14 protein-coding genes and 1 pseudogene are annotated in these 20,618 nt (G+C 63.9%); 6 read left to right on the top strand and 9 right to left on the bottom strand.

Going from position 1 to position 20,618, the window contains the following annotated elements; genetic code table 11:
* Window positions 1-266 precede the first annotated feature (266 nt).
* Both ilvA and ACI2KG_RS15230 read right to left on the bottom strand, forming a co-directional pair.
* Window positions 267-1,826, bottom strand: a complete 1,560-nt coding sequence (ilvA, locus tag ACI2KG_RS15235) for a threonine ammonia-lyase, biosynthetic (RefSeq protein WP_404662486.1) — start codon at window positions 1,824-1,826, stop codon at window positions 267-269.
* A gap of 181 nt (window positions 1,827-2,007) precedes the next feature.
* Entirely contained in the window at window positions 2,008-2,439 is a 432-nt protein-coding gene (locus ACI2KG_RS15230) for a PACE efflux transporter (RefSeq protein WP_400617990.1), read from the bottom strand.
* 72 nt (window positions 2,440-2,511) lie between these two features.
* On the opposite strand from ACI2KG_RS15230, the pseudogene ACI2KG_RS15225 reads away from it, so the two are divergent.
* Window positions 2,512-2,958, top strand: a pseudogene (locus tag ACI2KG_RS15225) (phage receptor); the annotation flags it as partial.
* A 207-nt stretch (window positions 2,959-3,165) separates the two neighbouring features.
* On the opposite strand, the gene ACI2KG_RS15220 reads toward ACI2KG_RS15225, so the two are convergent.
* Window positions 3,166-4,464: an ATP-binding protein gene (locus ACI2KG_RS15220; RefSeq protein ID WP_404662485.1), complete on the bottom strand. Its 1,299-nt coding sequence runs from the start codon at window positions 4,462-4,464 to the stop codon at window positions 3,166-3,168.
* A gap of 6 nt (window positions 4,465-4,470) precedes the next feature.
* Complete coding sequence (locus ACI2KG_RS15215; RefSeq protein ID WP_404662484.1) at window positions 4,471-5,172, bottom strand: response regulator; 702 nt, start codon at window positions 5,170-5,172, stop codon at window positions 4,471-4,473.
* A gap of 224 nt (window positions 5,173-5,396) precedes the next feature.
* Between ACI2KG_RS15215 and ACI2KG_RS15210 the strand changes: the two genes are divergently transcribed.
* From ACI2KG_RS15210 to mobA, 3 genes are all read left to right on the top strand, one after another.
* Window positions 5,397-6,566, top strand: a complete 1,170-nt coding sequence (locus tag ACI2KG_RS15210) for an efflux RND transporter periplasmic adaptor subunit (protein ID WP_404662483.1) — start codon at window positions 5,397-5,399, stop codon at window positions 6,564-6,566.
* An 11-nt stretch (window positions 6,567-6,577) separates the two neighbouring features.
* Window positions 6,578-9,697 (top strand): multidrug efflux RND transporter permease subunit, encoded by a 3,120-nt coding sequence (locus ACI2KG_RS15205; protein WP_404662482.1) that lies wholly within the window; start codon window positions 6,578-6,580, stop codon window positions 9,695-9,697.
* A gap of 511 nt (window positions 9,698-10,208) precedes the next feature.
* Window positions 10,209-10,784, top strand: a complete 576-nt coding sequence (mobA, locus tag ACI2KG_RS15200; RefSeq protein ID WP_404662481.1) for a molybdenum cofactor guanylyltransferase MobA — start codon at window positions 10,209-10,211, stop codon at window positions 10,782-10,784.
* Here mobA and ACI2KG_RS15195 read toward each other — a convergent pair.
* The 5 genes from ACI2KG_RS15195 to peaA form a co-directional block, all read right to left on the bottom strand.
* The gene (locus tag ACI2KG_RS15195) at window positions 10,756-12,459 is read right to left on the bottom strand and encodes a fatty acid CoA ligase family protein (protein ID WP_404662480.1); all 1,704 of its coding nucleotides are present in this window, start codon (window positions 12,457-12,459) and stop codon (window positions 10,756-10,758) included. The two genes, mobA and ACI2KG_RS15195, sit on opposite strands and share 29 nt — an antisense overlap.
* A 138-nt stretch (window positions 12,460-12,597) precedes the next feature.
* Window positions 12,598-13,719 carry a quinohemoprotein amine dehydrogenase subunit beta gene (gene peaD / locus ACI2KG_RS15190; RefSeq protein WP_404662479.1) on the bottom strand — a complete coding sequence of 374 codons (1,122 nt, stop codon included), beginning with the start codon at window positions 13,717-13,719 and terminating at the stop codon, window positions 12,598-12,600.
* A 32-nt stretch (window positions 13,720-13,751) separates the two neighbouring features.
* Complete coding sequence (gene qhpC / locus ACI2KG_RS15185) at window positions 13,752-14,075, bottom strand: quinohemoprotein amine dehydrogenase subunit gamma (protein WP_404662478.1); 324 nt, start codon at window positions 14,073-14,075, stop codon at window positions 13,752-13,754.
* A gap of 1 nt (window position 14,076) precedes the next feature.
* Window positions 14,077-15,507: a quinohemoprotein amine dehydrogenase maturation protein gene (peaB, locus tag ACI2KG_RS15180; RefSeq protein WP_404662477.1), complete on the bottom strand. Its 1,431-nt coding sequence runs from the start codon at window positions 15,505-15,507 to the stop codon at window positions 14,077-14,079.
* A 48-nt stretch (window positions 15,508-15,555) separates the two neighbouring features.
* Complete coding sequence (gene peaA / locus ACI2KG_RS15175; protein ID WP_404662476.1) at window positions 15,556-17,121, bottom strand: quinohemoprotein amine dehydrogenase subunit alpha; 1,566 nt, start codon at window positions 17,119-17,121, stop codon at window positions 15,556-15,558.
* Window positions 17,122-17,616: 495 nt separating this feature from the next.
* On the opposite strand from peaA, the gene ACI2KG_RS15170 reads away from it, so the two are divergent.
* Together ACI2KG_RS15170 and ACI2KG_RS15165 are read left to right on the top strand one after the other, a co-directional pair.
* On the top strand, window positions 17,617-19,110 hold the full coding sequence (locus ACI2KG_RS15170; RefSeq protein WP_404662475.1) for an aldehyde dehydrogenase family protein: 1,494 nt from the start codon (window positions 17,617-17,619) through the stop codon (window positions 19,108-19,110).
* A 155-nt stretch (window positions 19,111-19,265) separates the two neighbouring features.
* The gene (locus ACI2KG_RS15165; RefSeq protein ID WP_404662474.1) at window positions 19,266-20,579 is read left to right on the top strand and encodes a hypothetical protein; all 1,314 of its coding nucleotides are present in this window, start codon (window positions 19,266-19,268) and stop codon (window positions 20,577-20,579) included.
* The last annotated feature ends 39 nt before the right edge of the window (window positions 20,580-20,618 follow it).

Below are 20,618 nucleotides of genomic sequence, written 5' to 3'. Positions count from 1 at the left end.
CGCCCCCCCCCCCCTGTTGTTCCCACACCACCCCCCCGGGGGGGGGGGCCCCCCCCCCCCCCCCCCCCCCCCACGGCCGCTCCTACAGGTTCTGTGTTTGCCTTGAAGATGATGCAGGTGGGAGCAACTGTCTTGTGTTGCCTGTTCTGGCCTCATCGCCGGCAAGCCAGCTCCCACAGTACTGCGCAGGCCTCAGGCTGATGCGGTCCCTGTGGGAGCTGGCTTGCCGGCGATGGGGCCAGTTCAGGCTGCCTCAAATGTTTGACTCAACCAAGGAACAGCTTGTACGCCGGGTTATCCGTCTCATCCCAATACCGATACCCCATTTCATCCAGCGCCATCGGCAACCCCGCCACCTCATCCCCTGGTACTTCCAGCGCGGCAAACACCCGCGCCTCGGCCGCGCCATGATTACGGTAATGGAACAGGCTGATGTTCCAGCGTTTGCCCAGCCGCTCGAGAAAGCCCAACAATGCCCCCGGGCGCTCAGGGAACTCGAAACGCAGCACCCGTTCATCCGCACCCGGCGTTGCATGGCCGCCGACGGTATGGCGCACATGCAGCTTGGCCAATTCGTTGTCAGTCAGGTCCAGCACGTTGTAACCCTGTTCACGCAGGCTGGCCAGCAACTGCTCGCGCGGGTCATGCACCGGATGGGTCTGCACCCCAACGAACAGGCGCGCCTCCTTGCCAGGGTAATAGCGGTAGTTGAACTCGGTGATCTGCCGCTTGCCCAGCGCCTGGCAGAATGCGCGGAAGCTGCCCGGCTGTTCGGCAATGGTGACAGCGATGATCGCCTCGCGCTGCTCGCCCAGCTCGGCCCGTTCAGCCACATGACGCAAACGGTCGAAATTGACATTGGCCCCGGAGTCGATGGCCACCAGCGTCTGCCCCTGCACACCGTCGCGTGCCACGTACTTCTTGATCCCGGCTACAGCCAGGGCCCCGGACGGCTCGGTGATCGAGCGGGTATCGTCGTAAATGTCCTTGATCGCCGCGCACAGTTCGTCGCTGCTTACTGTCACTACCTCATCGACGAAGTGCCGGCACAGCTCAAAACAATGGGCGCCGATCTGCGCCACCGCCACACCATCGGCAAAAGTGCCGACCTGTGGCAGGATCACCCGCTCTCCAGCGGCCATGGCAGCCTGCAGGCAGTTGGAGTCCTCCGGCTCGACGCCGATCACCTTCACTTCCGGGCGCAGGTATTTCACGTACGCGGCGATACCCGCGATCAAGCCACCGCCGCCCACCGGCACAAAGATCGCATCCGGAGGTCCCGGGCGCTGACGCAGGATTTCCATGGCCACGGTGCCCTGGCCGGCGATCACGTCCGGGTCATCGAATGGCGGCACGAAGGTGGCGCCTTCGCTGTCGGCCAGTTTCAACGCATAGGCCAGCGCATGCGGGAAGCTTTCGCCGTGCAGCACCACGTGCCCACCGCGCGATCGCACCCCTTCCACCTTCAGCGACGGCGTGGTGGTGGGCATGACAATGGTGGCCTTCATGCCCAGGTGCGATGCCGCCAGCGCCACGCCCTGGGCATGGTTGCCCGCCGATGCAGTGATCACCCCGCGTTCACGCTGCTCGCGGGTCAGGCGGGACAAACGGGTGTAGGCACCACGGATCTTGAACGAGAAGGTCGGCTGCAGGTCTTCACGCTTGAGCAACACCTGGTTGCCCAGGCTGGCAGACAGGGCCGGCGCAGCTTGCAGCGGCGTTTCGATGGCCAGGTCGTACACCGGCGCGGCAAGAATGCGCCGCACTTGCTCCGACAGCAGTTGCTGGGGGGTAACGGGTGTACGAGGAAGGCTGAAGCTGGTCATCGATGACTCCTTGGCTGTTTTCACGTTGCCCAGGAGTCAGAGAGAAAAAACCCGCCTCCAGGGCGGGTTCGGTGCACGTACGCGCTAGCCCGCCAAACTGATAATGGCGGTAATAATAATGGCGTTCACGTGCTGGAAAGTGTTCATGGGGTAGGAACTTAGCCCGCCGCGCCGGCAGAAGTCAACACTTGGCTTGCTGCGCCGAAAGCGGCACATCGAACACTTTGTCGAAGCCCCACTGGAACACGAAGGCGTAAACGAAGAAGAACACGAACAGCGCCAGGTTGGTGAGCAACGCCGCCCACAGGCTTACGTCCAGCCAGTACGCCACCAGTGGCAGCAGGATCAGCACCAGCCCCCCCTCGAAACCCAGGGCATGCAGCAGGCGCCGGGCGAAGGTGCGTTCACGCTTGTTCTGGCGCGCTTCCCAGCGCTCGAATACCCAGTTGTAGCCCATGTTCCAGCTCATGGCGATGCCCGACATCAGCACCGACAGCACGGTCGACTGCGCCATGCCGGCGCCGAACGCCAGCTCCAGCGCAGGCGCCACGCAGGCGACGGCGATGGCCTCATAAAGAATGGCCTGGACGATCTTGCGTGCCTTGCCTTGCATGTTCAGCTCCGTGGGTAGACGACCTGTAAAGTTACAAGAAGCGGCCAACAAGAAAAAGCCTGAATTTTGGACGACCTGCGCCACCACGCCGAATCGAGCAACGACCTGCTGCTGCGCGCCACTGCCCCGTTCCTCGACCAGGGTGACTGGCGCAACGACTGGCGCATCGATGAAGACCAATGGAACGAGCGCTTCCTCTACCTCGACGCCGCCTGGTGGACCCGTGCCGGCGACCACGCCTGGCTGTCGCGTTACCAGCAGGGCCATGCCTGGAAGCTGCCGGGCAGCTCACCGCAGACCATCATGCCCTATGGCTTTGTCGAGTTTTCCAGCCAGGACCCGAGCAACGACTGGCGTCAGGACGCCCGTGCGGGGGTCGGTGTACGCTGGCAATGGTGGTTCGACGACGACCGCTACAACGCCTACCGCGGCTCGCTGAAAGTGCGCGCCGAGTACCAGCAGGCGCTGGGTGGCAACCTCTACGAGGGCGCCAATGGCGTGCTGGTCGGTGCGGAGATGGTGCGCGCCGACCAGGCATTGTACGAGGCCAAGCACAGCGGCAAGGACCGCTTTGTGCTGTGGTCAAGCCAGCTGGCAGATCAGGGTTAGCAGGCCCGGCCCTTTCGCGGGTGAACCCGCTCCCACAGGAGACCCCATGGATCTGGAACGATGCACAAAACCTGTGGGAGCGGGTTCACCCGCGAAGAGGCCGGGCCTGCTAACGGATCAACCAGCAGGCAAACGAATCCTGAACTGCGCCCCACCCAACGCCGACTGCGCCACGGTCAAAGTCCCACCCTGCCCCTCGATCGCCCGCCGGCTGATTGCCAACCCTAGGCCAAACCCACCCGTATTGCGGTCCCGGCTCCGGTCCAACCGATAGAACGGCTGGAAAATCCGCTCCCGCTCTTCAACCGGAATGCCAATCCCGTCATCCTCAACTGTCAGCAGGCAGCCGCCATCCGCTTCCAGGCGCAAGCGCAACAGCAGGCTTTCATCGCAATAACGCATGGCATTGCGCACCAGGTTCTGCACCGCCCGGGCAGTCAGCCGCGGGTCCAGTACAAAGCGCGGCAAATCACCCTCGGCCTGCACTTCCCACTGGATGCCACGACCATCCAGCTCCTCGGCAAAGCCGCCCAGCACACTGTCGACCAGCTCCAGCAACGACACCTCGACCCGCTCACGGGCCTGGTCGGCGTTGTACAGGCGGCTATAGGACAGCAACTCCAGCACCAGCTCATCCAGCTCGCGCACATGCCCGACCAGTTCCAGCAAGCGCTTGCGGCTGGCCGGCGGTACCTCGTCGAACAACAACACCAGGCCAAAATCCAGCCGGGTCAGGGGTGTGCGCAACTCGTGCGAAACCGCATTAAGCAGCTCGCGCTGCTGGTTGACGTGGCGTTCCAGGTCGCTGGCCATGGTGTCGAACACCCCGGCCAGTTCACCGATGTTGGAGTGTGGCGAGATGTGCGTACGCTCGGCCATCTGCCCCTGGCCCAGGCGCCGGGCGGTTTCCTTCAGGCGCTCCAGGTCACGCCAGTGCGGCCATACCCACAACAGCAGGCAGCCAAGCATGGCCGCGCCGATCAGCACAGTCACCCCCCACGACAACACGTTGATGTCCAGCGGGTCTGGCGGTGAGTGCAGGCGCACCAGCCACTCCTTGTCCAGCGGCGCCAGGATCGTCTCGTAATAGCCCCAGTCGGCAATCCGCACGGCGTACAGGCCATGCTCCAGGCGTGCCTGTTCTTCTTCGCTCAGGTCGGCCTGGTTCACACGCAGCAGTTGCAGTTGCAGCGGCGCGAAATCTTCGGCCAGCTCCTGTTCAACGGTTGGCCACTGCTCACGCGGCGCCTGGCGGAACTGGCGCACGACCAACGACTGCACACCCTTGGCCTGGTCCAGGTTGTAGGCCATGAAACGGTCGTGGAACATGCCGACGATGGTGTCGGGGATGAACAGCAGCGCGCCGGCATAGGCGACGATAATCACCAGGTACAGCCGCACCAGGATCTTGAGCATGGCCGATCAGCACTCCCACTCGACGCGGCTGAACAGATAGCCCTTGCCCCATACGGTCTTGATCTTGCGCGCTTCACCGGCGTTGTCGTCAAACTTGCGCCGCAGCTTGGAGATGGCCACGTCCACCGAACGGTCGGTGCCGTTGAACTCGATGCCACGCAGTTGCTGCAGGATGCGGTCGCGGTTCATCACTTCGCCGGCATTGCGCGCCAGCACCACCAGCAGGTTGTACTCGCCGCTGGACAGCTCCACCTCGTCGCCACGCCAGCTGACCGAGCGCTCGGCCAAGTCGATGCGCAGGCCGCCGATCAGGATCAGGTCGTTGTCCAGGCGCGGCTCGTTGACGCTGCTGCGGCGCAGCAGGGTACGCACCCGGGCCAGCAGCACGCGGGGCTCGCAGGGTTTGGTCACATAGTCGTCGGCGCCCATCTCCAGGCCCAGCACCTGGTCATGGCTGTCGTCGCGGGCAGTCAGCATCAGGATCGGCAGGCCTTGCGACTCCTGGCGCAGCAGGCGGCACAGTTGCAGGCCATCGATACCCGGCAGCATCAGGTCGAGGATGACCAGGTCGGGCTTTTGCCGACGGTACTCGTCCAGCACATGATCGCCCCGGGCGATCACCTGGACATGGAAGTCGTTGCGTTGCAGGTAGCTGGCGATCAGCTCGGACAGGGCGCTGTCGTCTTCGACCAGGAAAATATTCGGCATAGGCGGATCAAGTCTGGATTGAGGTATGCCCATGTCGGCCCTTGTGCGATCCCTGTGGGAGCGGGTTCACCCGCGAAGAGGCCGGCACAGGAATACTCAGGATATAGAACACTGCGCAACACAGGATTGTTCTTCACACTTTTTCACACTCGCCCTACAGGTATTAACAGCCGCCCAGGCAACGCCTGCCGTAGCATATACACGGTCATCATCGGAAGATCCGCATGTCTACTACCCTCCCCCTGCGCCCGTTGGCGCTCCTGGCGTTCATGAGCCTGGCCCTGGCCGGCTGCAGCGACAGCGCCGAGCAAGACGAACAGGCCCCCACCCCGCAAGTACGGGTGGAAACCCTGCAACTGCAGCCCTTGGCCATCAGCAGCGAACTCAGCGGCCGCATCCTCGCCCCGCGCACTGCCGAAGTACGCGCACGGGTCGCTGGCGTGGTGCTGAAGCGGGTGTACCGCGAAGGCAGCGACGTCAAGCAGGGCGATGTCTTGTTCCTGATCGACCCGGCACCGTTCAAGGCCGACCATGACAGCGCCCGCGCGACCTTGGCCAAGGCCGAGGCCACCCGCTACCAGGCCCGCCTGCAAGAGCAGCGCTACCGCCAGCTGGTCGACGACAAGGCGGTCAGCCGCCAGGAATACGACAACGCCAAGGCCAGCTTCCTGCAGGCCGATGCCGCAGTGGCCGAAGCCAAGGCGGCGCTGGAGCGCGCCCGCCTGAACCTCGGCTACGCCACCGTGACCGCGCCCATCTCCGGTCGCATCGGTCGCGCCCAGGTCACCGAAGGCGCGCTGGTCGGGCAGAACGAGACCACGCCACTGGCGACTATCCAGCAACTGGACCCGATCCACGCCGATGTCACGCAGTCGACCCGCGAGCTCAACGCCCTGCGCCGCGCCTTGCGTGCCGGCGAGTTGCAGCAGGTAGGCGCCGGCCAGGCCCGCGCTACGCTGATCCAGGACGACGGCAGCGCCTACCCGCTACCGGGCAAGCTGTTGTTCTCCGACATCAGTGTCGACCCCAGCACCAACCAGATCACCCTGCGCAGTGAGTTCCCCAACCCGGACCTCGACCTGCTGCCCGGCAGCTACGTGCGCGTACGCCTGGAGCAGGCCGTGCAGCCCAAGGGCCTGAGCGTGCCGCAGCGCGCCATTTTGCGCGACAGCGCCGGCGTACCCAAGGTGCTCGTGGTCGACGCGCAGGCGCGGGTCAGCGACCGCCAGGTGGTATTGGGCAGCGCCCAGGGCGACCGTTGGATCGTCAGTGAGGGCCTGGCCCCCGGCGAGCGGGTGGTCATCGAGGGCCTGCAACACGTCAAGGCCGGTGACCAGGTACAGGTCGACAACACCCCTGGGGCACCGCCCATCGCACAGCACACCGGCCAGTGAGGGCCTGATTCATGCCGCAATTCTTCATCGACCGCCCGGTATTTGCCTGGGTAGTCGCCCTGTTCATCCTGCTTGCCGGTGCGCTGGCCATCCCGCAATTGCCGGTGGCCCAGTACCCCAACGTGGCACCACCGCAGGTAGAGATATACGCCGTGTACCCGGGCGCCTCGGCGGCGACCATGGACGAAAGCGTGGTCAGCCTGATCGAGCAGGAACTCAACGGCGCCGACAACCTGCTGTATTTCGAGTCGCAGAGCAGCCTGGGCAGCGCCACCATCACCGCCACCTTCGCCCCTGGCACAAACCCGGACCTGGCCCAGGTAGACGTGCAGAACCGCCTGAAAGTGGTCGAGTCGCGCCTGCCGCGCCCGGTCACCCAGCAGGGCCTGCAGGTAGAAAAGGTGTCCACCGGCTTCCTGCTGCTGGCCACCCTTACCTCCGAAGACGGCAAGCTCGACGAAACCGCCCTGTCGGACATCCTGGCGCGCAACGTGATGGATGAAATCCGCCGCCTCAAGGGCGTCGGCAAGGCCCAGCTGTATGGCTCGGAACGTGCCATGCGCATCTGGATCGACCCGCGCAAGCTGGTCGGCTTCAACCTCACGCCCAACGATGTGGCCGAAGCCATCGCCGGCCAGAACGCCCAGGTGGCCCCTGGCAGCATTGGCGACCTGCCCACCCGCAGCACTCAGGAAATCACCGCCAACGTGGTGGTCAAGGGCCAATTGAGCAGCCCCGAAGAATTCGCCGCCATTGTGCTGCGGGCCAACCCGGACGGCTCCACCGTCACCATCGGCGATGTCGCCCGGGTCGAGATCGGTGCCCAGGAGTATCAGTACGGCACCCGCCTGAACGGCAAACCGGCCACCGCCTTCAGTGTCCAGCTGTCGCCGGGCGCCAACGCCATGGAAACCGCCACCCTGGTGCGGGCGAAGATGCAGGAGCTGGCGCGCTATTTCCCGGAAGGCGTCAAGTACGCCATCCCTTACGACACCTCGCCCTTCGTCAAGGTGTCGATCGAGCAGGTCATCAACACCCTGTTCGAAGCCATGCTGCTGGTGTTTGCAGTGATGTTCCTGTTCCTGCAGAACCTGCGCTACACCCTGATCCCGACCCTGGTGGTACCGGTGGCGCTGATGGGCACCTTCGCCGTAATGCTGGCGATGGGCTTCTCGATCAACGTGCTGACCCTGTTCGGCATGGTGCTGGCCATCGGCATCCTGGTTGACGACGCCATTGTGGTGGTGGAAAACGTCGAGCGCATCATGGCCGAAGAAGGCCTGCCGCCCAAGCAAGCCACGCGCAAGGCCATGGGCCAGATCAGCGGCGCCATCGTCGGCATCACCCTGGTGCTGGTGGCGGTGTTCCTGCCGATGGCCTTCATGCAAGGCTCGGTGGGGGTGATCTACCAGCAGTTCTCGGTGTCGATGGCGGTGTCGATCCTGTTCTCGGCGTTCCTCGCCCTCAGCCTTACCCCGGCGCTGTGCGCTACCCTGCTCAAACCTGTGGGCAAAGGTGAGCATCACGAGCGCAAGGGCTTCTTCGGCTGGTTCAACCGCCGCTTCGAGGGTATGAGCAACGGCTACCAACGTTGGGTCATGCAGGCACTCAAGCGCAGCGGCCGCTACCTGCTGGTGTATGCGCTGCTGCTGGGGGTGCTGGGCTATGGCTTCAGCCAGTTGCCCACGGCGTTCCTGCCCACTGAAGACCAGGGTTATACCATCACTGATATCCAGCTGCCCCCCGGCGCCAGCCGCATGCGCACCGAACAGGTGGCCGCGCAGATCGAGGCGCACAACACTGAAGAACCCGGGGTGGGCAACACCACGCTCATTCTCGGCTTCAGCTTCTCCGGTAGCGGGCAGAACGCGGCGCTGGCCTTCACTACGCTCAAGGACTGGTCCGAGCGCGGTGCCGACGACAGTGCCCAGTCGATCGCCGATCGTGCGACCATGGCCTTCAGCCAGCTCAAGGACGCCATCGCCTTCTCGGTGTTGCCCCCCCCGATCGACGGCCTGGGTGAATCGACCGGCTTCGAATTCCGCCTGCAGGACCGTGGCGGCATGGGCCACGCCGAGCTGATGGCGGCCCGTGACCAGTTGCTGGAGACCGCCGGTAAAAGCAAGCTGCTGACCAACGTGCGCGAAGCCTCGCTGGCAGAAAGCCCGCAGGTGCAGCTGGAAATCGACCGCCGCCAGGCCAATGCCCTGGGCGTGTCATTTGCCGATATCGGCACGGTGCTGGACGTTGCCGTAGGCTCCAGCTACGTCAACGACTTCCCCAACCAGGGCCGCATGCAGCGCGTGGTGGTGCAGGCCGAAGGCGACCAGCGCAGCCAGGTCGAAGACCTGCTGAAGATCCATGTGCGTAACAACAGCGGCAAGATGGTGCCGCTGGGCGCATTCGTCCAGGCCAAGTGGGTCAGCGGCCCGGTGCAGCTGACCCGCTATAACGGCTACCCGGCGGTGTCGATTTCCGGGGAGCCGGCGGCGGGTTACAGCTCAGGCGAAGCCATGGCCGAAATCGAGCGCCTGGTAGCGCAGCTGCCAGCCGGTGCCGGCCTGGAATGGACCGGCCTGTCGCTGCAGGAGCGGTTGTCCGGCAGCCAGGCACCGATGCTGATGGCACTGTCGCTGCTGGTGGTGTTCCTGTGCCTGGCGGCGCTGTACGAAAGCTGGTCGATCCCCACTGCCGTGCTGCTGGTGGTACCGCTCGGCGTGCTGGGCGCAGTGCTGGCGGTGACCCTGCGCGGCATGCCCAACGATGTGTTCTTCAAGGTCGGCCTGATCACCCTGATCGGCCTGTCGGCGAAAAACGCCATCCTCATCATCGAGTTCGCCAAGCACCTGGTCGATCAGGGTGTGGACGCGGTCGATGCCGCCGTGCAGGCCGCACGCCTGCGTTTGCGCCCGATCGTGATGACCTCCCTGGCGTTCATCCTTGGCGTGGTACCACTGGCCATTGCCAGCGGCGCAAGCTCGGCCAGCCAGCAGGCGATCGGCACCGGCGTGATTGGCGGTATGCTCAGCGCCACCTTGGCGGTGGTGTTCGTGCCGGTGTTCTTTGTGGTGGTGATGCGGTTGGCGGGCAAGGGCAAAGCCAAAACCACAAGCGAGAAGGCTCCGGCCTGACGCCAGTCAATCAAGCAATCCGGGGCCGCGTTGCGGCCCATCGCCGGCAAGCCAGGCTCCCACAGGTTCGGCGTATGGCTCGAATTCAATGCAGTCGAGGTGGGAGCTGGCTTGCCGGCGATGGGCTGCGAAGCAGCCCCAACTGGTTTGACTGACTGGCATCAGGCTCCAATCACCTTTCCGGTCATTTGCTTGGTTTAGGTTTCTGACGGGGGTGCTCGTTGAGTTTGACGGCGTCCTTCAATTTTTTACCGGCCGTGAATTTGGCATTGGTCGCAAGTTAGCGCGCTGCGCCACGTCAGCTACCAGTTCCGATTTGTTCAAAAGTCTTCTCCTTGTTATCGGCCTTGGCACCATCGCAATGCCAAGGTTCCAGCTGTATTGAAGGGAGAAGGCGCGCCCGGCACAACTGGCAAAAATGTCAGGTCGGTGCAAAGCGGACGCCCGCTTGCTGGACAACGCTTGCCCGCCATGGGAGGGTTGCCACCTGCCCTAGCCTGGAACTGCAACCATGACCACACCCTTGCCCGCCAGCTCAGCCCTGATTCTCGCAGGAGGCCGTGGCCAGCGCATGGGTGGGCGTGACAAAGGCTTGGTGGACTGGCAGGGTGAACCCTTGATCGCGCACATGCACCGTACCGTAAGGCCACTCACTGATGACCTGGTGATTTCCTGCAACCGCAATCAGGCTGTCTACCGCGCTTATGCCGACCAGTTGGTGGGCGATGCCGACGCAGACTTCCCCGGGCCGCTGGCAGGGGTGATTGCCGGGCTCAAGGTGGCGCGGCATGCATGGGTGGTGGTGCTGGCTTGTGATGCCCCGCTGGTTGACCGGGCGCTGGTCGAGGACCTGCTGCGTGCGGCGGCGGCCAATGACAGGGCTGCCATGGTGCGCCAGGGTGGGTACTGGCAGCCGATGTTCAGCGTGCTGCCGCGTCGGGTGTTGCCGGTGCTGGAACAGGCCTGGGCCGAGGGGGAGCGGAGTTTGCAGAAGGCCCTGCTGCGCGACAGAGTACAAGCGCTGGAGTGTGCCGAGGGTGATCGCAGATTGAGCAATTTCAACAGCCCGGAGTTGCTGCAGGGCTGAGATTATCTGCAGCCAATTCCTCGATACTGATCTCACGCATCCTGAACTTCTGTACCTTACCCGTCACCGTCATCGGGAATTCATCGACAAAGCGGAAGTACCTGGGCACCTTGAAGTGCGCAATCCGTGCCCTCGCCCACTCACGCAGTTCTTCCGCGCTGGCGGTATCCCCCGGGTGCAACCGTACCCACGCCACAATCTCTTCGCCGTACTTGCTGCACGGCACGCCAATCACCTGCACATCGGCCACCGCCGGGTGGGTGAAGAAGAACTCTTCCAGCTCGCGCGGGTAGATATTCTCGCCGCCACGAATGATCATGTCCTTGCTGCGCCCGACAATACGCACATAGCCCTGCTCGTCCATCACCGCCAGGTCACCGGTGTGCATCCAGCCGTCCTCATCGATGCATTCGGCAGTGGCCTTGGCATTGTTCCAGTACCCCAGCATCACGCTGTAGCCGCGGGTGCACAGCTCGCCGATCTCGCCGCGTGGCACGCTGTTGCCATCGGTATCGACTACCTTGTTCTCCAGCCGTGGCTGGGTGCGGCCGACGCTGGTTACGCGACGTTCCAGGTCATCAGTGGCACCGGTCTGCAGCGATACCGGGCTGGTTTCGGTCATGCCGTAGGCAATCTGTACCTCAGCCATGTTCATCTCGCTCATTACCCGGCGCATAACCTCGATCGGGCAAGTGGCACCGGCCATGATCCCGGTACGCAGGCTCGACAGGTCGAAGTCACCACGCTGCGGGTGGTCCAGCTCGGCGATGAACATGGTCGGCACGCCATACAGCGCAGTCGCCCTTTCCTCTGCCACCGCGCGCAGCGTGGCCAAGGGGTCGAAGGCATCATTGGGGTAGATCAGGGTGCTGCCGTGGGTCATGCAGCCGAGGTTGGCCATGACCATGCCGAAGCAGTGGTACAGCGGCACCGGTACCACCAGCCGGTCATGCTCGGTCAGGCCCAGGCTTTCGCCGACCATGTAGCCGTTATTCAGGATGTTGCTGTGGCTGAGGGTGGCGCCCTTGGGAAAGCCGGTGGTGCCCGAGGTGTACTGGATGTTGATCGGGTCGTCGCAGCGCAGTTGCGCCTGGCGTTCGGCCAGGGCTTCGCGGCTGACCACCTCGGCGCGGGCCTGCAGGTCGTGCCAGGCAAGGAAGCCCGACGGTGGTGTGGCGGCCAGGCTGACCACACCGCGCAGTTCGGGGAAGCGCTCGCAGATCAGGGCGCCCGGTTGGCCGTTGGCCAGGCCCGGGATCAGGGCGAGCAGCATGGCATGGTAGTCGGAGGTCTTGAATGCATCGGCGCAAATGATCCAGCGGCAGCCGGACTGGCCAAGGGCGTAGTCCAGTTCGCTGGAGCGGTAGGCTGGGTTGATGTTGACCAGGATCGCGCCAACCTTGGCGCTGGCGAACTGGGTAATGCACCATTCGGCGCAGTTGGGTGCCCAGATGCCAAGGCGGTCACCGGGTTGCACGCCCAGCGCCATCAGCCCGCGGGCGTGCTGGTCGACGGCTTCGGCCAGCTGCTGCCAGGTGTAGCGCAGGGCCTGGTGGCGGACGACCAGGGCCTCGCGGTCGGGGAAGCGGGCGACGGTGGTGTCGAAGGCGTCGCCGATGCAGTGGGTAAGCAGGGGCTTGTTCTGGTTGCCCTGGGAATAGCTTGGTTGGCTCATCGGATTGCGCACCATTTGAGATTGCCGGGGGCGCTGCGCGCCCCTTTCGCGACACAAGGCCGCTCCTACATGGGTACGCCGCGCCCTTGTAGGAGCGGCCTTGTGTCGCGAAAGGGCTGCAAAGCAGCCCCCTACGATCTAACGGACGAACACCTGCGGTGTAGTGGTAGACATGTCCCCCCCCGGCAACTTGATGTTCTTCACCTTCTGCAGCGTATCCGGATTAAACACCGCCAGGTCGTTGAAGGTGCCGCCCAGGTACAGCTTGTCACCTTTCTTGTCGAAAGTGACACAGTAGTAGGTGTGCTCCAGATTAGCCGCCTTGATCAGCTTGCGCTCCTTGATGTCGTACTTGGCCAGGCGGTTGAGCACGCCGTAGATCTGGTTCGGGTCCTTGGGCGAGCGCAGGCCGGTGAAGTACAGCTCGGTCAGGTCGGCAAACTCCTGGGTATGGGTCTTGCCGGTCTTCAGGTCGACGCTCAGGTAACCGTACAGCAACTCGGCCTCGTTCGGGTCCTGCTTGGCATCCTTGAACTTGGCAATGGTGTACAGCATCGAGAACTCGTGGCGCGGGTTCTGGTGCGGCCAGAAGTACAGCACGTCCGGGGCGCTGTAACCCTTGCGGTTCCAGTTGCGCAGCGGCAAGGCCACCGAATGCTTGCCGGTCTTCACGTCCATCTTGTAAATATCGGGCCCGGCGAAATACAGGGTACCGTCGTCGGCCGTGCGCATCAGGTATACCTGGCGCGGCATCGGGTAGGTACGCACCGGTTTGGCGGCCAGGCCATCCACGGTGCTGAACACTTCCAGCCGTGGCGGCTTGACCACGTAGTGGTCGTTCAGGCGTTGGGTGGGGTTGACCGTGGCGTACACTTCCTTGCCGTCCGGGCTGATGGCGAACGAGTACATCGAGCGGCCCACCTCGCCCGCCACGCTCGACAGGTTGGCGTGGAAGGTGTTCTTGCAGGTGTCCAGGTCGATGCCGTAGATGTCGCCGTAATGGTTATTGAGCACGTAGGCGGTGCGGTTGTCCGGCGCCATCATCGCGGTGCCGGGGCCGAACTTGTCAGGCATCACGCAGCTCTTGTACACCGTGTCAGTGGCCACATCGACCACATGCAGGTTGTTCGGGTAGTTGGTCACGATCATGTATTCGTGGCCAGCCTTCAGCGCCGGCCCGGTGTCGTCGGCCTGTGCCAGCCCGGCACAGGCCGTGGCGGCGATGGTGAGCGCGAGTGGTGCGCAGCGTCCAGCTTTCATGCGGTTTCCCCTTGTCATTCTTGTTGGGCCGGTCACTTGTCTTTCGGGAACACGGTGCCAAGGTTGCGCCAGTCATCCGCCGAGTTGGTGGCCTGGGCGTTCCAGTCCTGATAGGTGCTCATCATGTCCGGCACCTGGGCCGGCCACCAGCAAGGGTCGGAGCAGCCATACAGGTCGGCCTCCATCGGCTGGCACAGCGAACTCACGCCGCCAAAGGCGTCCACTTCCCAGCCCGGGTCGGTGGTGGCGGTGCAACCCGCCACGGCGCTCATGGCCATGACGTCTTCGACGCGGTCTTCGGCGGCGGCCTGCTCGAGGATGCGCGCCTTGTTGTTCAGGGGCTTCAAGTGCTTCATGTCAGTGCGCCTTCCGCGGGGTGATGTAGCGGTCGATGAAGGCCGGGTTGGCGGCCATGATGCGGCTGTAGACCTCGATGCCAAAGTCGACCCAGTCACGCATCAGTTCGCAGTAGTGGTAGGTGGGGTGCTGCGGGTCGCCATAGCGCGCATAGCTTTCGTGGTAGCAGCCGCCCGAGCACAGGTTGCGGATGCGGCAGCTTTCGCAGCCGGTGTTGCTGCGGTCCAGGCGCTGCGACAGGAAGTCGTTGAGCTGCGCCTGCTTCACGCCCTGGTGCACGTTGCCGAAGGTCGGCAGGTTGGAGCCGGTGAAGCGGTGGCACAGGTTCAGCTCGCCCTTGTGGTCCACTGCCAGCATCTTCAGGCCGGCACCGCACGGCAGGGCCTTCTTGTGGCCCTCGTGAATGTCGGTGATCAGCTGGTGCAGGTTGGAGAAGCCGATGTTGCGATGCTCCAGCGCCGCCTCCAGGTATTTGCGGCCCAGCGCCTTCATGTTGACGAACACCTGCACCAGCTCTTCGCCAGTGAGGTTGAAGTCGGCCATGTCGCCGGAGGTGACCGGGGCAAAGCCGACTTCGGCGAAGCCCATTTCGTTGAACAGGTGGTTCCAGATGGTTTCGACGTCGGTGATGCCGCGGGTCAGCGTGACCCGCGCGCCCACCGGGCGGCTGGTGTAGCGCGACAGCAGCAGGTCGGCCTTGCGCCGCACCACATCATAGGTGCCCTGCCCGCCCACGGTGATGCGGTTGCGGTCGTGCACGGTCTTCGGGCCGTCGATGCTGATCGACAGGCCGAAGCGGTGGGCGTTGAGCCAGTCGATGATCTCTTCGGTGAGCAAGGTGGCGTTGGTGGTCATGATGAACTCCACCTGCTTGCCCGCTTCAGCAAAACGCCGCTCGCAGTACGCCACCATGTGCTCGATCAATCGCCGGTTGGACAACGGCTCGCCACCGAAGAACACCACGCTGTAGCGGTCCTCGTTCGGCGATTCCTTGAGCAGCATCTCCACCGACGCTTCGGCGGTGACAGTGCTCATCTTCTTGCCGGCGGAAGGTTTGTCCAGGTCTTCCTTGTAACAATAGGTGCAGCTCAGGTTGCAACCGGTGTTGACGTTGAGCACCACAGTGTTCAGCGCAGTGCGCTCGACCTGCTTGAGGGCGATTTCCGGGGTCAGTGGCGAGCCGTCGCTGACCAGCTCCAGCGCGATCAGCTCGCGCAGGGTGTCCTGGATATCGTCGCCGGCAAACTGCTGGCCAAGGCGCTGTGTCAGCTCCTCGGCCGAGCAGCCCTGTTGGCGCAAGGCATCGATGATGCTGCCGGTCACCGCATCGGTGGCAAACAGCGAACTGCTGGGGATATGGAACAGCATGCGGTCGGCATCGACCTGCACTTCATGCAGGTTGCGTTCGACCAGGTTCAGTAGTGCGCCCATGGCGACCTCCCGATAATCGATTCGTTGGAAAACCGTTGCGTCTTGCCGTTACGGCAGCGGCGGGTTGTTCCAGCGCTGAACGGTGACGATCATGTGCCCTTCGCCGGTCTGGCCACCGTCGGCCAGGGTAGCGATGACCTTCAGGTTGCCGGCGTTGTTGGTCATCATCTTGCGCGCGGGGTTGGGGCCAGCACCGCCTGGCACGAACACGCCATCGGCCTGCATCTGCCCGGCGAACTTGACGTCTTCGTCCTCGACCGCCCGCTCATTGAACGGCTCGACCTTCCAGCTGGCCGGTAGGTAGCCGATGCGCAGTGGCTGGCCGTTGGCGTCCTTACCCCAGGCTTCGGCCTCGAAACGGCCCTGCACCTTCGGCACCGAGGCGCCGTTTTCGCCAATGCGGGCAATGGAGAACGCCGGCACTACCTTCACTTCATCGACCTTGTCGTAGACCGCCAGGTTGACGCCTTTGAGCGCGCCCACTGCAACTTCGCGCTGGCCAGGCTTGGCATCGGCTGCCGCACGGGCCTTGACCCGCACCAGGGTCGGGGTCTGCTCCAGCACTTCGGTCACTTCCACCCCGGCGCCAAGGTCCGGCTTGCCGCTCAGGCCACTGCCGACCAGGGTGATTTCGCTTTCGGCGCCAGCCTTGATAAACGCCGGCTGTATCGCCAGCAGCTGCGCGTTGCCTTCTTTCACGGCGCTGAAATCCAGGCCGCGCTCATCGTGCTCAGCCTCGAACATGCGGCCTTTCATTTCGCCATCCAGCGCGGCGAACACCTGACGCAGGCTGGCATCGCCGACCTTGACGTTGCCGCGCCATTCATAGCCGTTGTAAAGAATGGCCGAACCGCTGCCGTTGAACGGCGTGCCGTCGGCGTAGGCGCCCTTGACCTCGACCTTGAACGTGTCGCCCTGGTCGGCGGTAACGCTCATTACCCCGCGCACATCACCCTTGGCCAGCATATGGCCGCTGAAGGCCCACTGCCCGGGTAATGCGTCGGCTTTGGGCCTGGCTTTCTGCCATTCGGTCCAGGCCGCGTTTTCCATCGGGTAACGTTTGGCCAGCTCGGGTACTACTTGTTGGAGCGCAATCGGCAGCCAGTCGCGGTCACGCGCCTGGGCCTGGTATTCAAGGGACGGCCATTGGCCGAGGTGGAAGTTGACCAGGTGTTCCCATTCCTTGGCCGGGCGCCGTTGCAAGGCAACGCGGGCACCGGAGTGGCAACGGCCACAGGTTTCGCTGAGCTGAGTGTCGAAGTGCTCGACGGTATTGAGCCGGCGTTCCATGGCATAGCGCACGCCCTCGGTTTCGCTGGGCGCCAGGCCCTGCTTGTCGGCCAGGTACTTGACCAGCGTGCGACGGTCGTCGTCGCTGATCTGCAAACCGTGCATCACCTGCATGCGGGCGATGCTCATCAGCCAGCCTTCCGGCGTCTTGCGCTGATGGCTGATACGGCTATAGGTATCGTTGCCTTCGGGGATATGGCACCCCATGCACTTGTTCTGCAACAGGCTCGGGCCCTGCTCGGCCGCCATGGCCTGGGTGCTCAGCAGCGCGGCGGCGACCAGCGCCAGTTTGCCCGCATGCCGCCGGAGTCGAGTCGTCTTCAAGGTCAGACCTCCACGGTTGTTGTTCTTATCGTTTTTCGCACGCTTTGGTACAGCAGGTGTGCATGTGACGGTTGTGATACAGGAACTGTGCCAGGTCAGACAAACGTGTTGTATTTCAGGTCATTAGCCGGTTTCAAAAGCGGTGTCAGCCCGTTGCCCAAGAGGTTGGAGCGTGCCATTTCGCGACAGGGTGTTTCATCCTGAGACAAGGGCCTGCTGCGCAGTCCAATCGCCGGCAAGCCAGCTCCCACAGTTACAGCACAGGTCTTCAAGGCAGTGGTTAACCTGTGGGAGCTGGCTTGCCGGCGATTGGCCCTTGTACCCACTGTTTCACCACCGTCTCACACCGTCTCAATGTGCAACAGCGCACGCCTGCAATCACCGCCGCGCATCCAGACAAAACCCAACACGCTCAACACCTTGCGGCCTTCTGCCCACCTTGGCACGGCCATTGCGCCAGTGCCCGTCACATCCAATGACAAGAGGCACAGCCCCATGCTTTCCGACCTGCCCATCCTGCCCGCCACCCGCGCCTTTCTCGCACGCAAGCTGAAGATGCGCATCGGCGCCGACTGGCAGGACGCCGCCAGCGGTCGCACCCTGTCGTTCCGCAACCCGGCCACCGGTGAAGTGCTGGGTGAAGTGCCTGCTGCCGAGGCCGAAGATGTCGACCGCGCCGTGCGCGCGGCACGCCAGGCCTTCGACGACTCGCCATGGAGCCGCCTGCGCCCACGTGAACGGCAGAACCTGCTGTGGCGCCTGGCCGACCTGATGGAACGCGACGCCCGCCAACTGGCCGAACTGGAATGCCTGAACAACGGTAAGAGCGCGGCCGTGGCCCAGGTGATGGACGTGCAACTGGCCATTGATTTCCTGCGCTATATGGCGGGCTGGGCCACCAAGATCGAGGGTAGCACCGTCGAAGCGTCCATGCCGCTGATGCCCAACGACCAGTTCCATGGTTTCGTCCGCCGCGAAGCCGTCGGCGTGGTTGGCGCCATTGTTGCCTGGAACTTTCCCTTGCTACTGGCCTGCTGGAAGCTCGGCCCGGCCCTGGCCACCGGCTGCACCGTAGTGCTAAAGCCCGCTGATGAAACCCCGCTGAGCGTGCTTAAGCTGGCCGAACTGGTAGATGAAGCCGGCTACCCGGCAGGCGTGTTCAACGTGGTCACCGGTACCGGCCTGAATGCAGGTGCCGCGCTTAGCCGCCACCCCGGCGTGGACAAACTGACCTTTACCGGCTCCACCGAGGTTGGCAAGCTGATCGGCAAGGCGGCCATGGACAACATGACCCGCGTCACCCTGGAGCTGGGCGGCAAGTCGCCGACCATCGTCATGCCCGACGCCAACCTGCAGGAAGCCGCCGCCGGCGCAGCCACGGCGATCTTCTTCAACCAGGGCCAGGTGTGCTGCGCAGGCTCGCGGCTGTATGTACACCGCAAGCACTTCGATAACGTGGTGGCCGATATCGCCGGCATCGCCAATGGCATGAAGCTGGGCAACGGGCTGGACCCGGCGGTGCAAATGGGCCCGCTGATCTCGGCCAAGCAGCAGGACCGCGTCACCGGCTACATCGAGCTGGGCCGCGAACTGGGCGCAACCATTGCCTGTGGTGGCGAAGGCTTTGGGCCGGGTTACTTCGTCAAGCCGACCGTGATCGTCGATGTCGATCAACGCCACCGCCTGGTGCAGGAAGAGATCTTCGGGCCGGTGCTGGTGGCGATGCCGTTCGATGACCTCGACGAAGTGATCGGCATGGCCAACGACAACCCTTACGGCCTGGGCGCGAGCATCTGGTCCAACGACCTGGCGGCCGTGCACCGCATGATCCCCCGCATCAAGTCGGGCTCGGTGTGGGTCAACTGCCATAGCGCGCTGGACCCTGCCTTGCCGTTTGGTGGTTACAAGATGTCCGGGGTTGGCCGTGAGATGGGTGCGGCGGCCATCGAGCATTACACCGAGCTCAAGTCGGTGTTGATCAAGCTCTGATCGTTTCCTGTTCTGGCCCTATCGCCGGCAAGCCAGCTCCCACAGATGACCGCTGCCCTCAGGTCCTTCGCCGTACTTGTGGGAGCTGGCTTGCCGGCGATAGGGCCAGAACAGGCAATACAAAAACGACAATAAAAAAACCATGGAGCAACCCCATGAGGCACACACTCGCCTGCACATTGGCCCTGCTGCTAGCCGCACCCGCCACCCAAGCCTACGAGCTGTACAACCAGAACGGCACCACCCTCAACGCCGACCTCGAAGCCCTGTTCGGCGTCTTCCACAGTGACGAAAGCTTCAACCAGGCCGGCAACCGCCAGCCCGGCAGCAGCGCGTGGCAAGAGGGCTACATCAAATACGGCCTCAGCGGCAGCCAGGCCCTGGCAGACAGCGGCGCGCTCTACGGCGCCTTCAACCTGCTCAGTTCCGCCACCTGGGGCGATGGCGACGCGGCCGGCCTGACCCTGGGCGATGAGCGCCGTACCGCCTTCGAAGACCTGTACCTGGGCTGGCGCTCGGCCAACCTGTTCCCGGCCCTGGGCGAAGACGGCGTGGACATTTCCGGTGGCCGCCAGGTGGTCACCCTGGGTGACGGCTTTCTGATCCAGGGCGACCCGGTCAACCTCGGCAAGGTCGACCTTGGCGCCAACTTCGACCGCGGCGGTGCCTACTACCTGGCCGCCCGTAAGGCCTTCGACCGTACCGCCGTGCTACGCTTGGGTGGCAAGCAAGGCTGGCGCGGCGACCTGATGTGGCTGAAGTCCGACAACCACTACCAGGCCGACACCTCGCTGGCGGTGGCCAACCTGGAACACGTCGCCGACGCCGGCACCGTGGGCGTGAGCTGGATCCGCGGTCTCGACGTGGACCAGCGCTACGCGCAGATCATGGGCCTGGAACACCGCGACGGCATGGACACCGCCAGCCTGCGCGGGCGCGGCAACCTGGGGGTGAAGGACCTGGAGCTGGCAGCCGAGTACGTGACCCAGGACAAAACCGGTGGACGGGAGAACGCCTGGTACCTGGAGGGCAACTGGACCTTCTCCGAACTGCCCTGGTCGCCCACCGCCACTTACCGCTACAGCCGCTTTTCAGAAGGGTTCGACCCATTGTTCTATGGCCTTAGCCGCGGCTATGGCACCTGGTTCCAGGGTGAAGTGGCGGCCAACTATGCCGGGCCGTTCAACAAGAACAGCCAGGTGCACCACGTGGCGCTGAAAGGCAAGCCACGGGACAACATGACCGTTGGGGCGCTGTATTTCGACTTCGATACGCTGGACACCGACCAAGGCAACCTCGGCGGGCGGGAACTGGACCTGTATGTGGAATGGATGGTCAACGACCACCTGCTGATCAGCCCGGTGGTGGGGTTTTACAAGCCGGAGCGTAGTGCGGCGAATGGAGGGACGCAGTTGGGGGGGACGGACACCGGGACTTACATGCAACTGATCGTCGGGACCTTCTTCTGATGTGAAGGCCCTATCGCCGGCAAGCCAGCTCCCACACAT

It is taken from the genome of Pseudomonas sp. NPDC089407 (assembly GCF_044900445.1).
Classification (GTDB): Bacteria; Pseudomonadota; Gammaproteobacteria; order Pseudomonadales; family Pseudomonadaceae; genus Aquipseudomonas.
This window is presented reverse-complemented; position numbering and strand designations above follow the sequence as displayed.

Excerpts from the sequence above, each read along its gene's own strand:
- ilvA (WP_404662486.1), bottom strand. The coding sequence starts at position 1,826 with ATGACCAGCTTCAGCCTTCCTCGTACACCCGTTACCCCCCAGCAACTG.
- ACI2KG_RS15230 (WP_400617990.1), bottom strand. The coding sequence starts at position 2,439 with ATGCAAGGCAAGGCACGCAAGATCGTCCAGGCCATTCTTTATGAGGCC.
- ACI2KG_RS15220 (WP_404662485.1), bottom strand. The coding sequence starts at position 4,464 with ATGCTCAAGATCCTGGTGCGGCTGTACCTGGTGATTATCGTCGCCTAT.
- ACI2KG_RS15215 (WP_404662484.1), bottom strand. The coding sequence starts at position 5,172 with ATGCCGAATATTTTCCTGGTCGAAGACGACAGCGCCCTGTCCGAGCTG.
- ACI2KG_RS15210 (WP_404662483.1), top strand. The coding sequence starts at position 5,397 with ATGTCTACTACCCTCCCCCTGCGCCCGTTGGCGCTCCTGGCGTTCATG.
- ACI2KG_RS15205 (WP_404662482.1), top strand. The coding sequence starts at position 6,578 with ATGCCGCAATTCTTCATCGACCGCCCGGTATTTGCCTGGGTAGTCGCC.
- mobA (WP_404662481.1), top strand. The coding sequence starts at position 10,209 with ATGACCACACCCTTGCCCGCCAGCTCAGCCCTGATTCTCGCAGGAGGC.
- ACI2KG_RS15195 (WP_404662480.1), bottom strand. The coding sequence starts at position 12,459 with ATGAGCCAACCAAGCTATTCCCAGGGCAACCAGAACAAGCCCCTGCTT.
- peaD (WP_404662479.1), bottom strand. The coding sequence starts at position 13,719 with ATGAAAGCTGGACGCTGCGCACCACTCGCGCTCACCATCGCCGCCACG.
- qhpC (WP_404662478.1), bottom strand. The coding sequence starts at position 14,075 with ATGAAGCACTTGAAGCCCCTGAACAACAAGGCGCGCATCCTCGAGCAG.
- peaB (WP_404662477.1), bottom strand. The coding sequence starts at position 15,507 with ATGGGCGCACTACTGAACCTGGTCGAACGCAACCTGCATGAAGTGCAG.
- ACI2KG_RS15170 (WP_404662475.1), top strand. The coding sequence starts at position 17,617 with ATGCTTTCCGACCTGCCCATCCTGCCCGCCACCCGCGCCTTTCTCGCA.
- ACI2KG_RS15165 (WP_404662474.1), top strand. The coding sequence starts at position 19,266 with ATGAGGCACACACTCGCCTGCACATTGGCCCTGCTGCTAGCCGCACCC.